Origin of the sequence: Streptomyces sp. WZ.A104 (assembly GCF_002382885.1) — a bacterium.
In the GTDB taxonomy this organism is placed as follows: domain Bacteria; phylum Actinomycetota; class Actinomycetes; order Streptomycetales; family Streptomycetaceae; genus Streptomyces.
The window spans coordinates 102,677-118,444 of sequence record NZ_NWVL01000015.1 but is presented as its reverse complement, the minus strand read 5'-3'; the positions used below and the strand labels follow the sequence as shown (position 1 = coordinate 118,444).

The following is a 15,768-nucleotide window of genomic DNA, read 5'->3' as shown; positions in this document are numbered from 1 at the left end:
CGCGGCGCGCCCGCCGCCGTCCGGTCGGCTCGGCGCCCGCCCTGTCGTCAGGGGCGGAGGCCGCGACGGCCTCGGCCTCGCCTGCGCCCGCGCCCTCCGGCGTACCGACGGGGCTGTCCAGGAACGCGTCGGTGGAGGACCGGCGGGCCCGCCGCCGCCCGCCGCTGGTGACGCCCGGCGCACCGACGCCTTCCGGCGACGAGGGCGACGCCGGAACGGCCTCCGCCACGGGGGCGTGTCCGACGGCCTCCGGGGTCTCCGTGGCCTCCGGGGGAGCGATCGCGCCCGCAGCCGCGCCGATCGGCACGTCGAGCACGTACGCGCTGCCGTTCATGCCCGGCATCTCGTGCGTCTGGAGCACCCCGCCGTGCGCCCGGACGATGCCGCGCACGATCGGCTCGTGCACCGGGTCGCCCCCGGCGTAGGGCCCGCGTACCTCGATCCGTACGACATCGCCGCGCTGGGCCGCGGCCACGACCACGGTCGAGTCGACGTAACCGCCCCCGGGAACGGCCCGGGCCTTGCCGGTCGAATCGACGCCGCAGACGTCCGCGACGAGATGGGCGATGGCGGTCGCGAGCCGACGGGCGTCGACCTCTGCCTCGATCGGCGGGGTGTGCACGGCGAACTGGGCGCGTCCGGGCCCGATCAGCTCGACGGCCCCGTCGATACCGCCGGTCACGATCCCTTCGACCATCGCGGGGGCCTTGCGCAGCCCCTCCACCCCGGCGTCGAGACGCTGGTAGCCCAGCACGTTGTCGACGAGCGTCGTCATCCGGGCGTACCCGGCGGCGAGGTGGTGCAGGATCTGGTTGGCCTCGGGCCACAGCTGCCCGGCCGGGTCGGCGGCGAGCGTGGACAGCTCGCCGCGCAGCTCCTCCAGGGGCCCGCGCAGCGAACCCCCGAGGACCGCGGTGAGCTGGGAGTGCCGGTCGCCCAGGGCGGCGATCCGCTCGGCCTGCTCCTTGGCCTCGGCGGTGTGGGCCTCCTTCAGCGCCTCCACCTCGGCGGTGTGCGCTTCCTTGAGCGCGGTGACCTCGGCGGAGTGGCTGGCGGTCAGCTCGGCGACGACGTTCTTGTGCTGGGCGGACAGCTCCTCGTAGGGGCGGCGGTCGGTGAACGTCATCACCGCGCCGACGAGCTGGTCCCCGTCGCGCACCGGCGCGGTCGTCAGGTCCACCGGCACCTGCGCGCCGCTCTTGGACCACAGCACCTGGCCGCGAACCCGGTGCTTGCGCCCCGACTTGAGGGTGTCGGCGAGCGGGGAATCCTCGTACGGGAACGGCTCGCCCTCCGCCCGCGAGTGCAGGATCAGCGGGTGCAGCTCCTGGCCGCCGAGGTCGCTGGCCCGGAAGCCGAGGATCTGGGCGGCGGCGGGGTTGACGAGGACGACGCGCCCGTCGGTGTCGGTGCCGACGACGCCCTCGGACGCGGCGCGCAGGATCATCTCGGTCTGCCGCTGCGAACGGGCCAGCTCGGCCTCGGTGTCGACGGTTCCGGAGAGATCCCGCACGACGATCATGAGGAGCTCGTCGCCGGTGTAGCTGGAATGGATGTCGTTGTACGCGGCCTGCCCGCTGTCGAGGCTCGCGCTGGTGACCTCGACGGGGTACTCGTGCCCGTCCGTGCGCCGCGCGATCATGCGCGTCGGCTTGGTCCTGCCCTGCTCGTCCGCAGCCTCGGGCCGGCGCATCGAACCCGGGATCAGCTTGGAGTCGAACTCCGGAAGCAGATCGAGCAGTCCGCGACCGACGAGCGCGGTGCCCGGCGTCTCGAACATCTCCAGGGCGATGGCGTTGGCGTTGACGACCGTGCCGTTGCAATTGACGAGCAGAAGCCCGTCCGGAAGGGCATCGAGTATGGCTGCGAGGCGAGCAGTGCCTCGGGATGGCCTGCTGCTCACGACGACGCTTCCTCCCTGGTTACCGCACCTTGCCGACAGCGGGCCCCATCTTGCCCCTCGGGCCGCAGACTGTCACTGGAGGAGTCTAAGGGCAGGGGAGGCCCCGGGGGCGGCGGATGAGGGGGAGCTCTCACCAAGGTTCTGTACGCGCGGTGCACGTCACGGGCCCCTGACGTGAGCGTCCGCGCACCGTGTGACGTGCGCGGACGCGGGAAGCCGCGCCTGGCTCCGGGCCTGCGAGGCCTCGGCCGCCGGGAGGACGACGAACAGCTTTACGCCGCGGCCGAAGGGCTCGGAGGGAAGGGGTACCGGACGGAAAGGGCTGCCGGACGGATGGGGTACCGGACGGACGCAGCGACCGGACGGAAGGGGTTGCCGGAGGGAAGGCGCTACCGGACGTCCGGGAGGACCGGCACCAGGCGGTTCCAGCGGGCGATCTCGCACCCGTCGCTGCGGCTGGCGGTGGTGTCCACGGCCCGGCCCTCCCAGGTGCCGACGATGCGCGCGGTGGCGTCGCCGCCGTAGATCATGGTGCACATGGTGCCCTCGGGCGTCGGCCGGAACAGGTCCTGCCGCCCGGCCCGGGTGGCCCCGGCCTCCGCCAGCCGGTCACAGGCGGCCTGCCCCCGCGGGTGGCTGCCCCCGGTGGGCCCGCACTCCAGCTCGAAGGTCCCGTCGGCCCCGGCGACCCCGGTGTTCCCCACGGTCACGGTGAGCCGGGTCAGCGCCTCGTCCGCCGCGCCCTTGCCCTTTCCGTCGTCCAGGAACCCGGGCAGCGGCGGGACCGGCAGGGGCAGTGGCCCGAGGGCGGGCCGGGCGGCTGCCAGCGGCCCGGAGGTGGGCTGGGCCGAGGGCACGGACCCGGAGGCGGTGGCGGTGGAGGCCGGTACGGCGATGGCGAGCGCGGCGATCGGGACGAGAGCGGTGAGGGCGAGACGGCGCAGCATGCGGAAGCTCCAGGATCTCTGCGGCACGGTCGGCCACGGGCTGCCAGGGACGATCGCTGACGCGCCCCGACGCGACGGCTGACGGACGGCTGACTGACGACGACGGCTGACGGAGGCCCGCGGCCCCCACCCCTCTCTAACGCGCGCCGCGCCCGGACGTTGCGCCATCATGCCGAACGGCTTTGCCCTGGCACCCGCAGGGCTAGTAACGTTGGCGGCGATTGGTGGCACGACGTTCGACTGTGTCATCATCTGCACGCACCACTCGCGTCCGCGCGAGGTGTGTGGAGGAGGCGTCGCCTAGTCCGGTCTATGGCGCCGCACTGCTAATGCGGTTTGGGTCTTAAAGCCCATCGAGGGTTCAAATCCCTCCGCCTCCGCTCCACCCCGAAGCCCCGTGCCCCTGGCACGGGGCTTCGGCCGTTCCAGGACGCGTACGGGCACGGAGGGCGCGTCGGGGCCGGAGCCGGGGGCTGGCCGAGATCCGCCCCGGGAGGCTGTTTTCGCAGGTCAGTGGCGGTGTGGCCAATGGATTTCGCGTCACGGCGCAGGTCATGTAATGTTGTTCCCGCAACGCCGACCGGGAAGAAAAAGCCCGGAACGCCAAGCACTCGTAGCTTAACGGATAGAGCATCTGACTACGGATCAGAAGGTTGCAGGTTCGAATCCTGCCGAGTGCACAAGAAAAAGCAGGTCAAGGCCCTGATCCTCCTCCGGAGGATCAGGGCCTTCCTCGTTTCGTCTCACGTTGTTCTCACACGGCCTGTTGATCTTGTTCGGGCGATCAGCCGATCAGCCGATCAGCTCGTTCAGCTTCTCGGACCCGGCCCGGAGTGACTGCTGGTCAGGGTGCACGTAGATGCGCTTCGCGCCGCAGCTTGTCCGTCCTCCACGGATGCCCAAGCTTGTCCACCATCACGTAGCCACTGTTCTCGTACGCGTCCCTGGCTGCGAGCCGTTCGGCCACCTGGATCTTGCGGAACGCGCGCTCCCCGTTCCATGTGGGAACGGGGAGAGGGCGGGCGCGTTCCCCGGCCTCACTCTTGGCATCCTTCTCGATCACCACGGAACGCTTCCCGCGCGGCCGCTTCGGACCGTAGGCCAGGGTCCGGGTGCTGCCGATCGTGGTGGTGCCCTTCTCCAGGCCGACGTCCTGTGTGCGGGGACTGCGGTGGCGGCGGCGCTGTTCGTCCCCCGGGAACCGGCCGCGGTGGCATTCGAGTCCCGGCTCCGGGAAGGGCTCCCGCGCCAGGTCAGCGGATCGCCTCGTCCATGAGGACATAGAGCAGCCCGACGAGAGAGCCACTGCTGACGATCTCGCGCCGGTCGATCATGCCCCGCACGTCTGCCAGCGGGATCCACTCGACCCGGTCCGACTCGTTCTTCTCGGTCGGCGGGCCCTCGTACGTCGCCCCGTCGGCACGGAAGATGTGGTGCTGCGAGTCGGTGATGCCGTTGGCTGGCTCAGCGTAGATCAGAGGCTTGACCGGGCAGGGACGCCAGCCGGTTTCCTCCAGCACCTCACGGGCAGCCGCATCGGCTGGCGTCTCGCCCTCCTCGACCAGCCCCATGGGCAGCTCCCACGCCCAGGCGTCTGTGATGAAGCGGTGGCGCCACATCATCAGGACCTCGCGCCGCTCGTTGACCACGGCGGCCACGGCCAGGTGCCGGAGCTTGACGACGTGGTGCTCCCAGCGGTTCCCGTCCGGCGTCTCGACGTCGGTGAGCCACAGGTTCACCCAGCTGTTCTCGTAGATCGGACGTTCCCCGTGGATCTTCCACTGCATTGCTGCGGCCCCTCTCGAACGGACTTCAGCATTGCAGGGATGGGGGCGGCGGGACCGTGAATCAGGCAAGTTCGCGTCACACTGACGCATACCGAGGTGCGGGTAGCAGGAGCGGGACGCATGCCAAGTCCGCACCGTTCAGAGCGGATTGCCGTTCGTCCAACCGAAACCCGGGCCGCCGGATTCCTGCCCGTGGCTGTCAGGCGAGGTCGACGGCAGCGCTCAGGCTCCAATGTGGCCGAGGTCGCGACGGATTGGGGAAGCGTGGCTGGGGCCGGTGGGTGGTTGCTGGAGACACACGTGGCGGGTGCTCGGTCGGCGCACCCGCCGTCGTGGCTGACTTTCTACGGCTGAGGTCGCCAACGGCGGGAGTCAGGCCAGAGATGGCGGGGCGACCGTTCGTGCGCGGTCGTAGAGGTCCCTCGCGGTCGTGTTCTTCAGGTGCGGCCGGAGAAGGCCGAACATGGTTCCGACCCGGTCGTCGGCTCGGCCTGACTGCACCATGGGGTAGTCGTCGAGCGCCTGATGCCAGGTGGCGCAGGCCGCTTCCAGGTGGCCGACCTCCAGTTGCCGTTCGGCCAGCATGGCGCGGTGTCGGACGCGGGCGCGGCGATAGACGCTGTAGCGCACCTTGTCGGACCGCTGCATGGCTTCGATGGCGCCGGAGACATCGCCGAGTTCGTAACGAACCTGGCTGATGTGGTAGTTGAGCGACGCCGGGTCGTACGAGCCGAACGCCTTGCCGCGTGATTCGGCGCGGTCCATAGCAGTCTCGGCCTCGCGGATGTGCCGCAGTGCCCGAGTCCGGTCGCCGGTCTGCGCGGCGGCGTGTGCTTGCTGGCCGACGAGGAACGCCAGCATGCGAGGTCCGGCCTTCGGGGAGGCGGCTGATGCGGCGTCTGCCAGTTTCATGGCCTTTCCCCCGTGTCGAAGATCGATCGCCTGGACACTCATGCCGCGCAGAGTCGTGCAGTAGGTCAGGTGGTCCTCGGCGGCGCCCGCCAGTTCCAGCGCCTTGACGTAGTAGCGCTGCGCGAGGCCGTGCAGCCCTTCGTCCACGGCCATGTAGCCGGTCAGGTACAGCAGCTCCGAGGCCGCGGACAGCATGGCCTTCCGTACGTCGTCGGGGGCGTCGGCGCGCAGGTAGGACGCCACGGTGTTCACCATGAACGAGGCGGCCATGGGGCGTGCGTGGCGACCGCCGAACTGGTCGTCCAGTTCCGAGACGCGCTCGGTCATGGCGATGACCATGTCCACTTCGTTCATGCCGATCCGGCGGGCGCGGCCGGACTGGACCGCTTCGGCACGGCCGATGACATCCGGCCACCCGGGAATCGTGAGGGCGACGGAGAACAGGCCGGCCCCCAGGACACTGCGGCGCGATGGGTCCATGTCCTGCCTCCCGAGGTCGATCAGCCCCTCCACGGTATCCGCGGCTGTCGTGGAGGAGTGATCGCGGGAAACGGGCAGACCGGCCTCAGCGTGCGTTACGGGCCGCCCCAGACGCCGGGAGAGGGCTTCCAGGACGCACACCCGCACGGCCCCGCGAGGCATGGTGCCGCCCAGCCAATGGCTCACTGCCGACTCGTCGTATCGCAGGGGCGTACCCATCTCGGTGCCCACACGGTTCACCGCCCGAGCGAACTGGCGGTAAGTCCAGCGGCTCTCGGTGAGCAGGCGCCCGAGCGCCCCGTTCGGTTCACGCTCGGCCATGTACTCAACTCCCCGTGCCCTTGCGAACTTTCAAGGTTCTCAAGTCCCGGCGCTGCTGCAACGGTACCGCTGTGCGTGGTCACGCGGTTGCGTAGAGGCAGCAGGGAACGGTGAGACCTCGCCGAAGCCATTGTCTGAGGGACTGAGGGATGAAAAGCGAAACGCGGGCCCGACTGGCCCAGTTGACTGAACAGCGGGGCGTGGGCGGGGTGCTGAGAATCGACACCTACGAGGGCGCGGACCCGCCGCCGGGCTCGAACCTGTTCCCGCCGTGTGAGTGCCTGCAGCACAGCTGTCCCGAGCCTCAGGACGCTGCGGCCGAGCTGAGCGCCGCCGTGCGCGAGGCGAACGAGCGCAGCCGCGGCGAGCGGCTGTGAGGCGGTCAGCCGCAGTCGTCGGCCGTTACGCCGGACTGCTGCTGATCATCACCATCTCTGCATCGAGCGGCTTCGTCCTGGGCGTGGCCGCCGCCTCCATCTGACTTCCCCCTGCCACATCCAACCCCACGTGTGGCGAGGGAAGGCCCACCGCCGGAAGCGGTGGGCACCCGTCCGGCCGCCTTCTTCGTAAGGGACCGGCAGCCGGACGGGATCAACTCCGCGGCATCAGCCGCGGGGTCCGTTTCAACCGTAAGAGGAGAACGCGATGAACGTGGACGAACTGTTCACCGGCGACCTGATCACCGGCGTCCCGGCCGTCGAGGCCACGCTGCTCGACAAGATGCCCGGCGGTGGCGACAACAACGGCGACCACTGCTCCAAGTGATCCAGGGCTGACGCCAGGCGGGGCGGGGCCGTTCGCGGCCCCGCCCCGCCGCACGACTTCGGAAAGGGACGACATGCTGTCGATGCATCTGCGCCTGGCCGATCTCCAGGAGCCCCGATGGAGGCCGGAAGGAGGCCGCTGGGTCAACGGCGAAAGCTGGATCGAGCCCGCGAACGTGTCCACGCTGGTCATGGAGGTCCGCGACGACCAGACGCCATGTGTGCGGGTGAGGGTGAAGGAGTGCAAGCGGGGCGAGGCCGATTTCGTCGAGGTCGTCATGACGGCCGGGGAAGCCCGTCTCACGGCAGGCGTCTTCGGCACGGCCCCGCTGTACCTGATGGAGAAGGCCGGCGAGCTGCACGCGTCATGGGATGTGGCGGCGCTGGGGCCGCATCTGTCGGCTGACCGCCTGGCGTCGCGTGTCGTGGCCCGGACGCTGACCAGGCGACATCGCTACACGTCCGAGACGTTGTTCGAGGGTGTCTACCGCCTGACCGAGCGGGCGTCGGCCACCTTCACCGCCGCCGGACTCGGCATCCACTATCCGGAACCTGCCGAACACGTTCTGGAGCCGCGCACGCTGCGGCCCGGTGTTGATCCACTCGCCATGCTCGACGAGTTGCTGACCGAAGTGATCCGCGAAGCGCCGAGCGCCACGGGGCGTGTGGGCGTCGAAATCTCGGGCGGCGCGGACTCCGGGAACGTCGCCCTGGCCGTGAAGGCAGCGCGCTTTGCGCAGGTGCACAGCTTCGGCCTGCTGGTCGGAGGAAGCACCGACAGACAGCAGGGCGAGCGCAGCCAGGCGTACGCGGATCACTGCGGCTTCCGGGACACGGCCATTCCCGCCATGCAGCACCCGCCGTTCTGCCCCGGCGGCGTGCGCGCTCTGCGCCGACCGCACGATCCAGCGGGGGCGTTCTACCAGGAAGCCTTCGACGTCGTACGAGCCCAGGCAGCCGCCCGACGGTGCGAGGTCATGTTCACCGGCAGCGGAGGGGACGAGGTCAACGCCCACCACTCCAGGAGAGATGTGGAACTGCCGACCCCGGAGCCCGTTCCGTGGCTGGGTCCGAAGGCGGTCCGCGCCTTGGCCGAGGTGAACGAGCACCTGGCGCCCATCCCCGTCCTGCCCGTGCCGACCCTGATGGCGTTCGGGAAGCACAATCCCGGTTTCCTGCGCGCCGGCGTCTGGCCGGTGAGCCCGCTGGTACACCCACGGATCGTCCGGTTCATGGAGCAGCTTCCGCACGAGTGCAAGCGAGGCAAGGCGCTGTTCCGGGAGCGGATCAGGCGAGCGGGGCTGCCGGAGTCGGTGGCGTCGCCGACCGAACCGGAGAACTTCCTGGCCGTCCTGGAGAAGGGGCTGCGTTCCTACGGCTTGCCCGTGCTGGACGACATGCTGAAGGAGTCCGTCCTGGTCGATCTCGGCTACGTTGACGGCAAGGCACTCGCTCAGGCCCGCAAGGACGCCGATGCCGCTTTGACCGTCCCTGATCTGTTGTGCGATGTCCTCGCCCTTGAGGTCGGACTGCGAAGCCTCATGTGACCAGCCACCACACGGAAGCGGAACCAGTGGACGCGACGAACCTCCTCTACCGGGACCCGGCCCTGTACGACGTGATCCAGTCCGACAGCACCGGCGCAGGGATGTGTCAGACCCTGATCGAGACGCACCGGCCGGACGCCCGGACGCTGGTCGACTTCGGATGCGGCACCGGCAGGGACCTGGAGATCCTGTCCAAGCGCTACGAGTGCACCGGCCTGGACCTCCAGCCCGGCATGGTCGACTACGCCCGCCAGGTCCGGCCGGAGCTGGACATCCGCATCGGAGACATGCGCACCACCCGACTGCGGCGGCGCATGGACGTGGTGGCCTGCATGGGCAACAGCCTTGCCTACGTCCACGACAACAACGAGATCACCCAGGTCTTCGCTACCTTCGCGGCCCATGCCCAACGGGGCAGCCTGCTGATCCTCTGTTCCCCCGTCGCCCCCATCACGGGAGCCGATCCGATGACTGTCACGGTCGACACTCCGAGAGGCCCGGCGACTGTCACGATCCGCCACGAGTGGGACCTGCGGACGCAGATCAACACCGTGCACCGGCACTGGGCGCTCCCCTCAGGGGACGAGGCCCAGGACGAGATCCGCAGACGCGTCCTCTTCCCGCGCGAGCTCGAACAGTACGCGGGATGCGTCGGCTTCGAGATCCTGGACATGACCGACGGTTCCAGCGCCGGCCTCACGGGGCCGACCGCGTACACGGTCGCCAGGTACACCTGACTTCTTCAACGGACGGCGAGACGCAGAGCAGGGCGCCTTCGTGCGGATCACCACACCGGACCCGAGCCGTCGGCGGTGTGATGGATTCATGAGACCTGAGCACTGTGTGACCAGGAACCACATCTTCGCCCGCTGGGTGCCTCTGGCTAGGGTTTCTGCCTATGGACACCATGGGTGGGGATCTGTCCGAGAGCGCCACGGGACGCGGGACGGCTGTCGAGTTCGTCTACCGGCCGACGGCCGCGGACTTCGAGGAGGCGCTTCGGGCGCGTGCGCGCAGGACATGGGCGGGGCGTTCCCAGGTGTTGATGGGGTTGCTGGCGGTTCCCGCCACCGCGTGCGTCCTCGCGCTGTTCTTCGACACCGCGCCTGCCGTATGGGGCGTCACGGTGGTGCTCTCCCTGATCTTCGCGTCCGTGGGTGTCGTGATGGCGCTGCGCGCCGAGGCGCGGCGGATGTTCAGTGTCGTGGAGCCGTTCGGGCGGTGCCGCATGGTCGCCGACGAGGGCGGCGCGGTCAGTACCGGCGAGCGGATGTCGTTCACCTGCGAGTGGTCGGTGTACCGGGGCTACCTGGAGACCTCACGGCTCTTCGTCCTGTTCGGTGGTGAGCGCTCGGCCGGGGTCGCGGTGTTGCCCAAGCGGGGCGCCGAGGGCCCTGAGGATGTGGAGCGCCTCAGGGCGATCCTCGACCGGAACCTCAAGCGGCTGTAGCGGCCGCCGTCGCTCCCGCCGGCTCCTGCACGACCCGGCGGCGTCGGGCCGGCAGGCCGAAGGTGGGGTTCGCCACGCCCCAGGCCGCGCCCTTGCAGACCAGTTCCTTGTAGAGGGCGGCCGGGCGGCCGGTCAGGGCCGCGCTGACGGACCGGTCGTCGGCGGTGACGTACTGGATCAGGCCTTCCCTGCGGCCCAGGGAGATGCACTGGTTGAAGTAGCGGAGCGGGATGCTCGGGATCTTGGTGCCGGTCAGGCGGGCCGCGATGGCGTCGGCGGCCTGCCAGGCGGTGGGGACGCCGCTGGCGCAGGACATGCGCAGGGGCTTGTCGCCGGGGCCCGCTGCCAGGGCCGCGTCGCCGATGGCGTACACGTCCGGGTGCGAGACCGAGCGCATCGTGGCGTCGACGAGGATCTGGCCGGTGCCGGACGTCTCCAGAGCGGTGGCCTTCGCGACGGGGTGGACCGCGAAGCCCGCGGTCCAGACGGTGACCGCGGCCGGGATGTCCTGGTCGGTGGTCGTGACGTGGGTGGCGGTGACCTCCGTGACCGGGGTGTTCTCGTGCACGGTGATGCCGAGGCCGTCGAAGACCTTTCGCAGGTGGCGGGCGCCCTTGGGGGAGAGCCAGTCGCCCAGTCCGCCGCGGGCGGCGAGGGCGACGTCGAGGTCCGGGCGGGCCTCGGCGATCTCCGTCGCCGCCTCCACGCCCGTGAGGCCGCCGCCGACGACGACCACCGCCTCTCCGGGGGCCAGGGCGGCCAGGCGGGCGCGCAGGCGCAGGGCTCCGGGGCGGCCGGCGATGTCGTGGGCGTGCTCGGCGGTGCCGGGGACGCCGTGGGTGTTCCAGCCGCTGCCGAGGGCGTAGACGAGGGTGTCGTACTCCAGGTCCTCCCGCTTCCCGGGGTCGTTCGTGTCGGTGACGGACACCGTCCTGCGGTCGACGTCGACTCCGGTGACCCTCGCGAGCCGCAGGGCGACTCCCGTACCGGCGAACATCTTGCTGAAGGGCCGGGCCTTGAGGTCCTGGCCGACCGCCAGTTGGTGCATCCGGACGCGCTCGGCGAAGTCGGGCCCGTCGTTGACGAGGGTGATGGAGACGTCCTCGCGGTGCAGCCGCCTGGCGAGGCGCCCGGCGGCGCTCGCTCCGGTGTAACCGGCTCCGATGACGATGACGCGGTGCCGACGCTGGTTCTGGTGCATGTCCTGGCTCCTGTCTCACGCGGTTTCGCCCCTTGAACCGGGCAGCCCGCTGTTTCCTGACAGGAGGGTGGAGTGACGCGTGTCACATTCGGTGTCAGAGGGTGTGGAGCAGGGTCTCTCCGTGGTCGGCGGCCGCCCACCGCACGTTCGCGCGTTCCAGCTTGTCGGGGTTGACCTGGCTGCGGATGGCGGTGATGCCGTCGGCGGTCATCTCCAGGAGCAGCACGCCGATGATCCGCTCCCCGACCACCACCACGACGGCCGGTGCGCCGTTGGCGGTCGAGAGGTGGACCTCCGCGGAGCCGCCGAGGAGATTGCGCAGGGCCTGGTTGGGGTGGAACAGGCTCCGCATGAACGTCGCGACCGCGCGCGCGCCCTCGAACGGCTTGGCGCGGGCCGGTACCTTCCCGCCACCGTCGCCGATCGCGACCACGTCCGCGGCGAGCAGTTCGACGAGCGGTTCGGTCCGGCCGCTGGTGGCGGCCGTGAGGAACTCCTCGGCGATCCGCCGGGCGGCGGCCTCGTCGATCTCGGTGCGGGTCCGGCCCTCCGCGACGTGCTTCCTGGCGCGGTGGGAGATCTGCTGGCACGCGGACTCGGTGATGTCGAGGATCTCCGCGATCTTGCGGTGCGGGTAGGCGAAGGCCTCCCGCAGTACGTACACCACCCGTTCATTGGGCGACAGCCGCTCCATGAGGGTGAGGACCGCGTATGAGACGGATTCGCGCTGCTCGACGGTGTCGGCGGGGCCGAGCATCGGGTCCCCGGCGAGCAGCGGCTCGGGCAGCCACTGGCCCACGTACGTCTCGCGCCGGGCGCGCGCCGAGGTGAGCTGGTTGAGGCAGAGGTTGGTGAGGACCTTCGTCAGCCAGGCCTCGGGGACCTCGATGCGGTCGACGTCGGCGGCCTGCCAGCGCAGGAACGTGTCCTGCACGGCGTCCTCGGCGTCGCTCGCGGAGCCGAGCAGCCGGTAGGCGATGGCCTCCAGACGGGGCATGGAGGCCTTGAACCGGTCCACCTGGTCCTGGGTCAGCGCCATGGCCCGGATCCTAGCTGGCGGCGACGCCGTAGCATCGCCGGGCCGGTGCGGCCGGCGGTGTCAGGCCCTAGGGGAGCGGAGTCCGGGTGTCCGGTGGTGGGTGGCGGTGCGATGGGGTGCGGTGGCCGGGGGAGGCTCCTGAGCTGGGGTGGCGGCGGGGGCGTGAGCGGCGGGTGAGCGTGCTCGCGTACGGGGGCGGGCTCGGGTTCCGGGCTGTCGGGGAGCGGCGGTGTGCGGGGGCCCGGGGGAACGAGTGCCCGCTGGGGTCCGTGGTGGCCGGGCGGAGCACCGGGGGGCGGTGCGCCGAGTGTGCGCGGCTGGACCGGGCGCATTCGGTGGCGGCCGACACGATGCCGGACGACCCGCGGACGTACCGCGTCTATCTCGCCTGGTTCGGTCCCGGCCTGGTCAAGGTCGGGATCACCGGGGAGGAGCGGGGTGCCGCCCGGCTGCGGGAGCAGGGGGCCGTCGCGTTCAGCTGGCTGGGGCGCGGGCCGCTGATGGCCGCCCGGCGGACCGAAGAGGTGCTGCGGGCCGCCCTCGGGGTGCCGGACCGGATTCCGTACGCCCGGAAGCGGGCCGTGCGGGGGAAGTTGCCGGGGGCGGAGGAGAGGGCCGACGCGGTGGCGGAGCTGTACGCGCGCGCCGTCGGGCTCCAAGGGCGTGGCTGGCCCGAGTCGTTGGAGCCATTGCCGCTGGAAGTCGTCGACCAGGTGGAGGTGTTCGGGATCAGGCGAGGGGGCGGTCCTCTTCGGGCCGTGCGGGAGCTCGTCGACGGAGGTGTCGTCGCCGGGCGGCTCGTCGCTGCCGCCGGGCCTGATCTCCACCTCGCGGTGGGCGGGGGTGACGCCGTCGTCGTCCTCGACACTCGGCTGTTCACCGGGTGGGAGCTTTCCGGCGTCCCCGATGCGGCCGCGATCGTCAGTGTCCCCCTTGTCGACATCGGGGGCGGCGGTGTGCAGGGTGGGTTGTTCTGAACGACGGCGAGGGAGCCTGTGCGTGGACGACGGTAGCGAGGACGTGGTGCGGTTCCGGGAGCGGCTCGGGCTGCCCGGGATCATCGACGTGCACACCCACTTCATGCCCGAACAGGTCCTGCGCAAGGTGTGGGCCTACTTCGACGCCGTCGGGCCGCTGACGGGGCTGGAGTGGCCGATCGCCTACCGGTACGAGGAGGAGCGGCGGCTCGCCGTGCTGCGCTCGTTCGGGGTGCTCCGGTTCACCGCGATGCTCTATCCGCACAAGCCCGGCATGGCCCGCTGGCTGAACGGCTGGGCCGCGGGCTTCGCCGCCCGGACGCCCGACTGCCTGCACACCGCGACCCTCTTCCCGGAGGACGGCGTCGAGGTGTACGTGAAGGAGGCCGTCGAGGCGGGGGCCCGGGTGTTCAAGTCGCACCTCCAGGTCGGTGCGTACGACGCCAACGACCCTTTGCTGGAACCCGTTTGGGGGCTGCTCGCCGAGGCCGGGATTCCGGTGGTGATGCACTGCGGGTCCGGGCCCGCCCCGGGTGCGTACACCGGGCCCGAGCCGGTCGGGCGGCTGCTCGCGCGCCATCCGCGGCTGCGGCTGATCGTCGCGCACATGGGGATGCCGGAGTACCGGGAGTTCCTCGCGCTGGCGGAGCGCCACCCCGAGGTGCGGCTCGATACGACCATGGCGTTCACCGACTTCGGTGAAGGGCTGAGCCCCTTTCCGGCGGCGGAGCGGGGGCGGCTCGCCGACCTCGGGGACCGCATCCTGCTGGGGACCGACTTCCCGAACATCCCGTACCCGTACGTCCATCAGCTGGACGCGCTGGAGCGGCTCGGGCTGGGCGACGAGTGGTTGAGGGCGGTCTGTCACGGGAACGCCGCCGCGTTGTTCCCGTGACAGTCCCGTTCCTGTGACACCCGCCGCCGTTTCTCAGGGAAATCACAGAAACGGGTCAGGGTTCTCTCACCGGCGCCTCACAGAGTGGGCCCATGACGACGACGACCTCGCCCCAGGGGCGTACCGAACTGCTCCGGCCGGACCGTACCCCCGTGCGGGTCCTGGTCGTGGACGACGAAGCTCCGCTCACCGAGCTGCTCTCGATGGCCCTGCGGTACGAGGGGTGGGAGGTGCGCAGCGCCGGGGACGGGGCCGCCGCCGTCCGGGCCGCCCGCGACTTCCGTCCGGACGCGGTGATCCTGGACGTGATGCTCCCCGACATGGACGGGCTCTCCGTGCTGGGCCGGCTGCGCCGCGAGTACGCCGATGTGCCGGTGCTCTTCCTGACCGCCAGGGACGCCGTCGAGGACCGGATCGCCGGGCTCACGGCGGGCGGTGACGACTGTGTGACCAAACCCTTCAGCCTGGAGGAGGTCGTGGCCCGGCTGCGCGGGCTCATCCGCCGCTCGGGCTCGGCGCTCGCCGCCGGGCGGAGCGAGTCGACGCTCGTCGTCGGGGACCTGGTGCTCGACGAGGACAGCCACGAGGTGAGCCGGGGCGGGGACGCGATCCACGTCACGGCCACCGAGTTCGAGCTGCTGCGCTTCCTGATGCGCAACCCGCGCCGGGTGCTCAGCAAGGCGCAGATCCTGGACCGGGTCTGGAACTACGACTTCGGCGGCCAGGCCAACGTGGTCGAGCTCTACATCTCCTACCTCCGCAAGAAGATCGACGCCGGGCGGACGCCGATGATCCACACCCGGCGCGGGGCGGGGTATCTGATCAAGCCCGGTGCGTAGCGGGCGCGCGGGCGGGACGCCGGTCGGCTCGGACCGGTGAGGGGCCGGCCCGGGCGCCCGGCACCGCTGGCGGCTGGAGCTGCCCGACGAGCCCGTCACCGTACGCGCCGATCCCGCCCGGCTCCAGCAGGTCCTGGTCAACCTGCTGGCCAACGCCCGCACCCACACCCCGCCGGAGACCACGGTGACCGTGTCAGTCGGGCGGCCCGCCCGCGCCGGTGAGCCGGTCTGCCTGGAGGTGCGTGACGACGGGCCCGGGATTCCGGACGCCCTGCTGCCGCACGTCTTCGAGGCCGGGCCGTACGGTGTTCGCGGTCGAGCTGCCCGCCGACCGGGCGTGCGGTCGGCCCGAGAACTCACAGCGCGGGGACAGGCCCAGCACACCGGTGTGACAGCGCGGTTGGCGAACGCCGGAGCATGACGACCGACAGCCTCCGGAGCGGGCCCCTCGCAGACGGCAGCCGAGAGCGGAGCGGAGGCCTGCCGCTGCGGGAGCACCTGCCCGTCGGCCCGGACCCCGCCGCCTGCGGCGTTCCCGTGCTCGATGTCGCGGTCCCCGTCTTCGACGAGGAGGACCTGCGTCCTGCGCCTCCACGATCATCTCTCCCGCACCTTTCCGTACGCCTTCCGCATCACCGTCGCCGACGACTTCTCTGTCAAGTCCTGGGTGTTGAACGAACCCGCCTCAGTTTCAGACTCTCCTATT

Annotated in this window: 15 protein-coding genes, 2 tRNA genes and 1 pseudogene; 11 read left to right on the top strand and 7 right to left on the bottom strand. The window is 70.8% G+C overall.

All coding sequences use genetic code 11. The features are described from left to right. The coding region (locus tag CIB93_RS11270; RefSeq protein ID WP_143660024.1) for a PAS domain-containing protein at positions 1-1,903 on the bottom strand (1,903 nt) is incomplete at its 3' end. Positions 1,904-2,292: 389 nt separating this feature from the next. After that, a complete protein-coding gene (locus CIB93_RS11265) occupies positions 2,293-2,850 on the bottom strand; it encodes an SSI family serine proteinase inhibitor (protein WP_096626634.1) in 558 nt (185 codons plus the stop codon). Positions 2,851-3,139: 289 nt separating this feature from the next. Here CIB93_RS11265 and CIB93_RS11260 point away from each other — a divergent pair. Together CIB93_RS11260 and CIB93_RS11255 are read left to right on the top strand one after the other, a co-directional pair. Then, a tRNA-Ser gene (locus tag CIB93_RS11260) sits at positions 3,140-3,230 on the top strand. Positions 3,231-3,457: 227 nt separating this feature from the next. Next, positions 3,458-3,530: transfer RNA gene (locus tag CIB93_RS11255), tRNA-Arg, on the top strand. A 164-nt stretch (positions 3,531-3,694) separates the two neighbouring features. On the opposite strand, the gene CIB93_RS37155 is transcribed toward CIB93_RS11255, so the two are convergent. From CIB93_RS37155 to CIB93_RS11240, 3 genes are all read right to left on the bottom strand, one after another. Continuing rightward, complete coding sequence (locus tag CIB93_RS37155; protein WP_107470957.1) at positions 3,695-3,916, bottom strand: hypothetical protein; 222 nt, start codon at positions 3,914-3,916, stop codon at positions 3,695-3,697. 187 nt (positions 3,917-4,103) lie between these two features. Further along, positions 4,104-4,637 (bottom strand): NUDIX hydrolase, encoded by a 534-nt coding sequence (locus CIB93_RS11245; RefSeq protein ID WP_096626632.1) that lies wholly within the window; start codon positions 4,635-4,637, stop codon positions 4,104-4,106. Positions 4,638-5,009: 372 nt separating this feature from the next. Next, positions 5,010-6,350 (bottom strand): tetratricopeptide repeat protein, encoded by a 1,341-nt coding sequence (locus CIB93_RS11240; RefSeq protein WP_257002142.1) that lies wholly within the window; start codon positions 6,348-6,350, stop codon positions 5,010-5,012. A gap of 149 nt (positions 6,351-6,499) precedes the next feature. On the opposite strand from CIB93_RS11240, the gene CIB93_RS11235 reads away from it, so the two are divergent. The 4 genes from CIB93_RS11235 (at position 6,500) to CIB93_RS11220 (ending at position 10,111) form a co-directional block, all read left to right on the top strand. Further along, on the top strand, positions 6,500-6,727 hold the full coding sequence (locus CIB93_RS11235; protein WP_096626631.1) for a hypothetical protein: 228 nt from the start codon (positions 6,500-6,502) through the stop codon (positions 6,725-6,727). 461 nt (positions 6,728-7,188) lie between these two features. Continuing rightward, a complete protein-coding gene (locus CIB93_RS11230) occupies positions 7,189-8,661 on the top strand; it encodes an asparagine synthase-related protein (protein WP_179500060.1) in 1,473 nt (490 codons plus the stop codon). 26 nt (positions 8,662-8,687) lie between these two features. Beyond that, entirely contained in the window at positions 8,688-9,398 is a 711-nt protein-coding gene (locus CIB93_RS11225) for a bifunctional 2-polyprenyl-6-hydroxyphenol methylase/3-demethylubiquinol 3-O-methyltransferase UbiG (protein ID WP_096626630.1), read from the top strand. A gap of 161 nt (positions 9,399-9,559) precedes the next feature. Next, complete coding sequence (locus CIB93_RS11220) at positions 9,560-10,111, top strand: YcxB family protein (RefSeq protein ID WP_096626629.1); 552 nt, start codon at positions 9,560-9,562, stop codon at positions 10,109-10,111. On the opposite strand, the gene CIB93_RS11215 is transcribed toward CIB93_RS11220, so the two are convergent. Beyond that, positions 10,098-11,312 (bottom strand): NAD(P)/FAD-dependent oxidoreductase, encoded by a 1,215-nt coding sequence (locus CIB93_RS11215; RefSeq protein ID WP_096626628.1) that lies wholly within the window; start codon positions 11,310-11,312, stop codon positions 10,098-10,100. The two genes, CIB93_RS11220 and CIB93_RS11215, sit on opposite strands and share 14 nt — an antisense overlap. Positions 11,313-11,406: 94 nt before the next feature. After that, a complete protein-coding gene (locus tag CIB93_RS11210) occupies positions 11,407-12,351 on the bottom strand; it encodes an RNA polymerase sigma-70 factor (protein ID WP_096626627.1) in 945 nt (314 codons plus the stop codon). Between the two features lie 86 nt (positions 12,352-12,437). Here CIB93_RS11210 and CIB93_RS11205 point away from each other — a divergent pair, with 86 nt between their 5' ends. The 5 genes and pseudogenes from CIB93_RS11205 to CIB93_RS38795 all read left to right on the top strand — a co-directional run. Next, positions 12,438-13,328 carry a DUF2797 domain-containing protein gene (locus tag CIB93_RS11205; RefSeq protein WP_096626626.1) on the top strand — a complete coding sequence of 297 codons (891 nt, stop codon included), beginning with the start codon at positions 12,438-12,440 and terminating at the stop codon, positions 13,326-13,328. Positions 13,329-13,350: 22 nt separating this feature from the next. Further along, on the top strand, positions 13,351-14,223 hold the full coding sequence (locus tag CIB93_RS11200) for an amidohydrolase family protein (RefSeq protein ID WP_096626625.1): 873 nt from the start codon (positions 13,351-13,353) through the stop codon (positions 14,221-14,223). 92 nt (positions 14,224-14,315) lie between these two features. Continuing rightward, positions 14,316-15,062 carry a response regulator transcription factor gene (locus CIB93_RS11195; RefSeq protein WP_096626624.1) on the top strand — a complete coding sequence of 249 codons (747 nt, stop codon included), beginning with the start codon at positions 14,316-14,318 and terminating at the stop codon, positions 15,060-15,062. A gap of 73 nt (positions 15,063-15,135) precedes the next feature. Next, positions 15,136-15,483, top strand: coding sequence for a sensor histidine kinase (locus tag CIB93_RS39590; RefSeq protein WP_373558736.1), 348 nt, complete (start codon positions 15,136-15,138; stop codon positions 15,481-15,483). Beyond that, positions 15,480-15,717: pseudogene (locus CIB93_RS38795) on the top strand (glycosyltransferase family 2 protein); the annotation flags it as partial. The gene CIB93_RS39590 and the pseudogene CIB93_RS38795, both read left to right, overlap by 4 nt. Positions 15,718-15,768 lie beyond the last annotated feature (51 nt).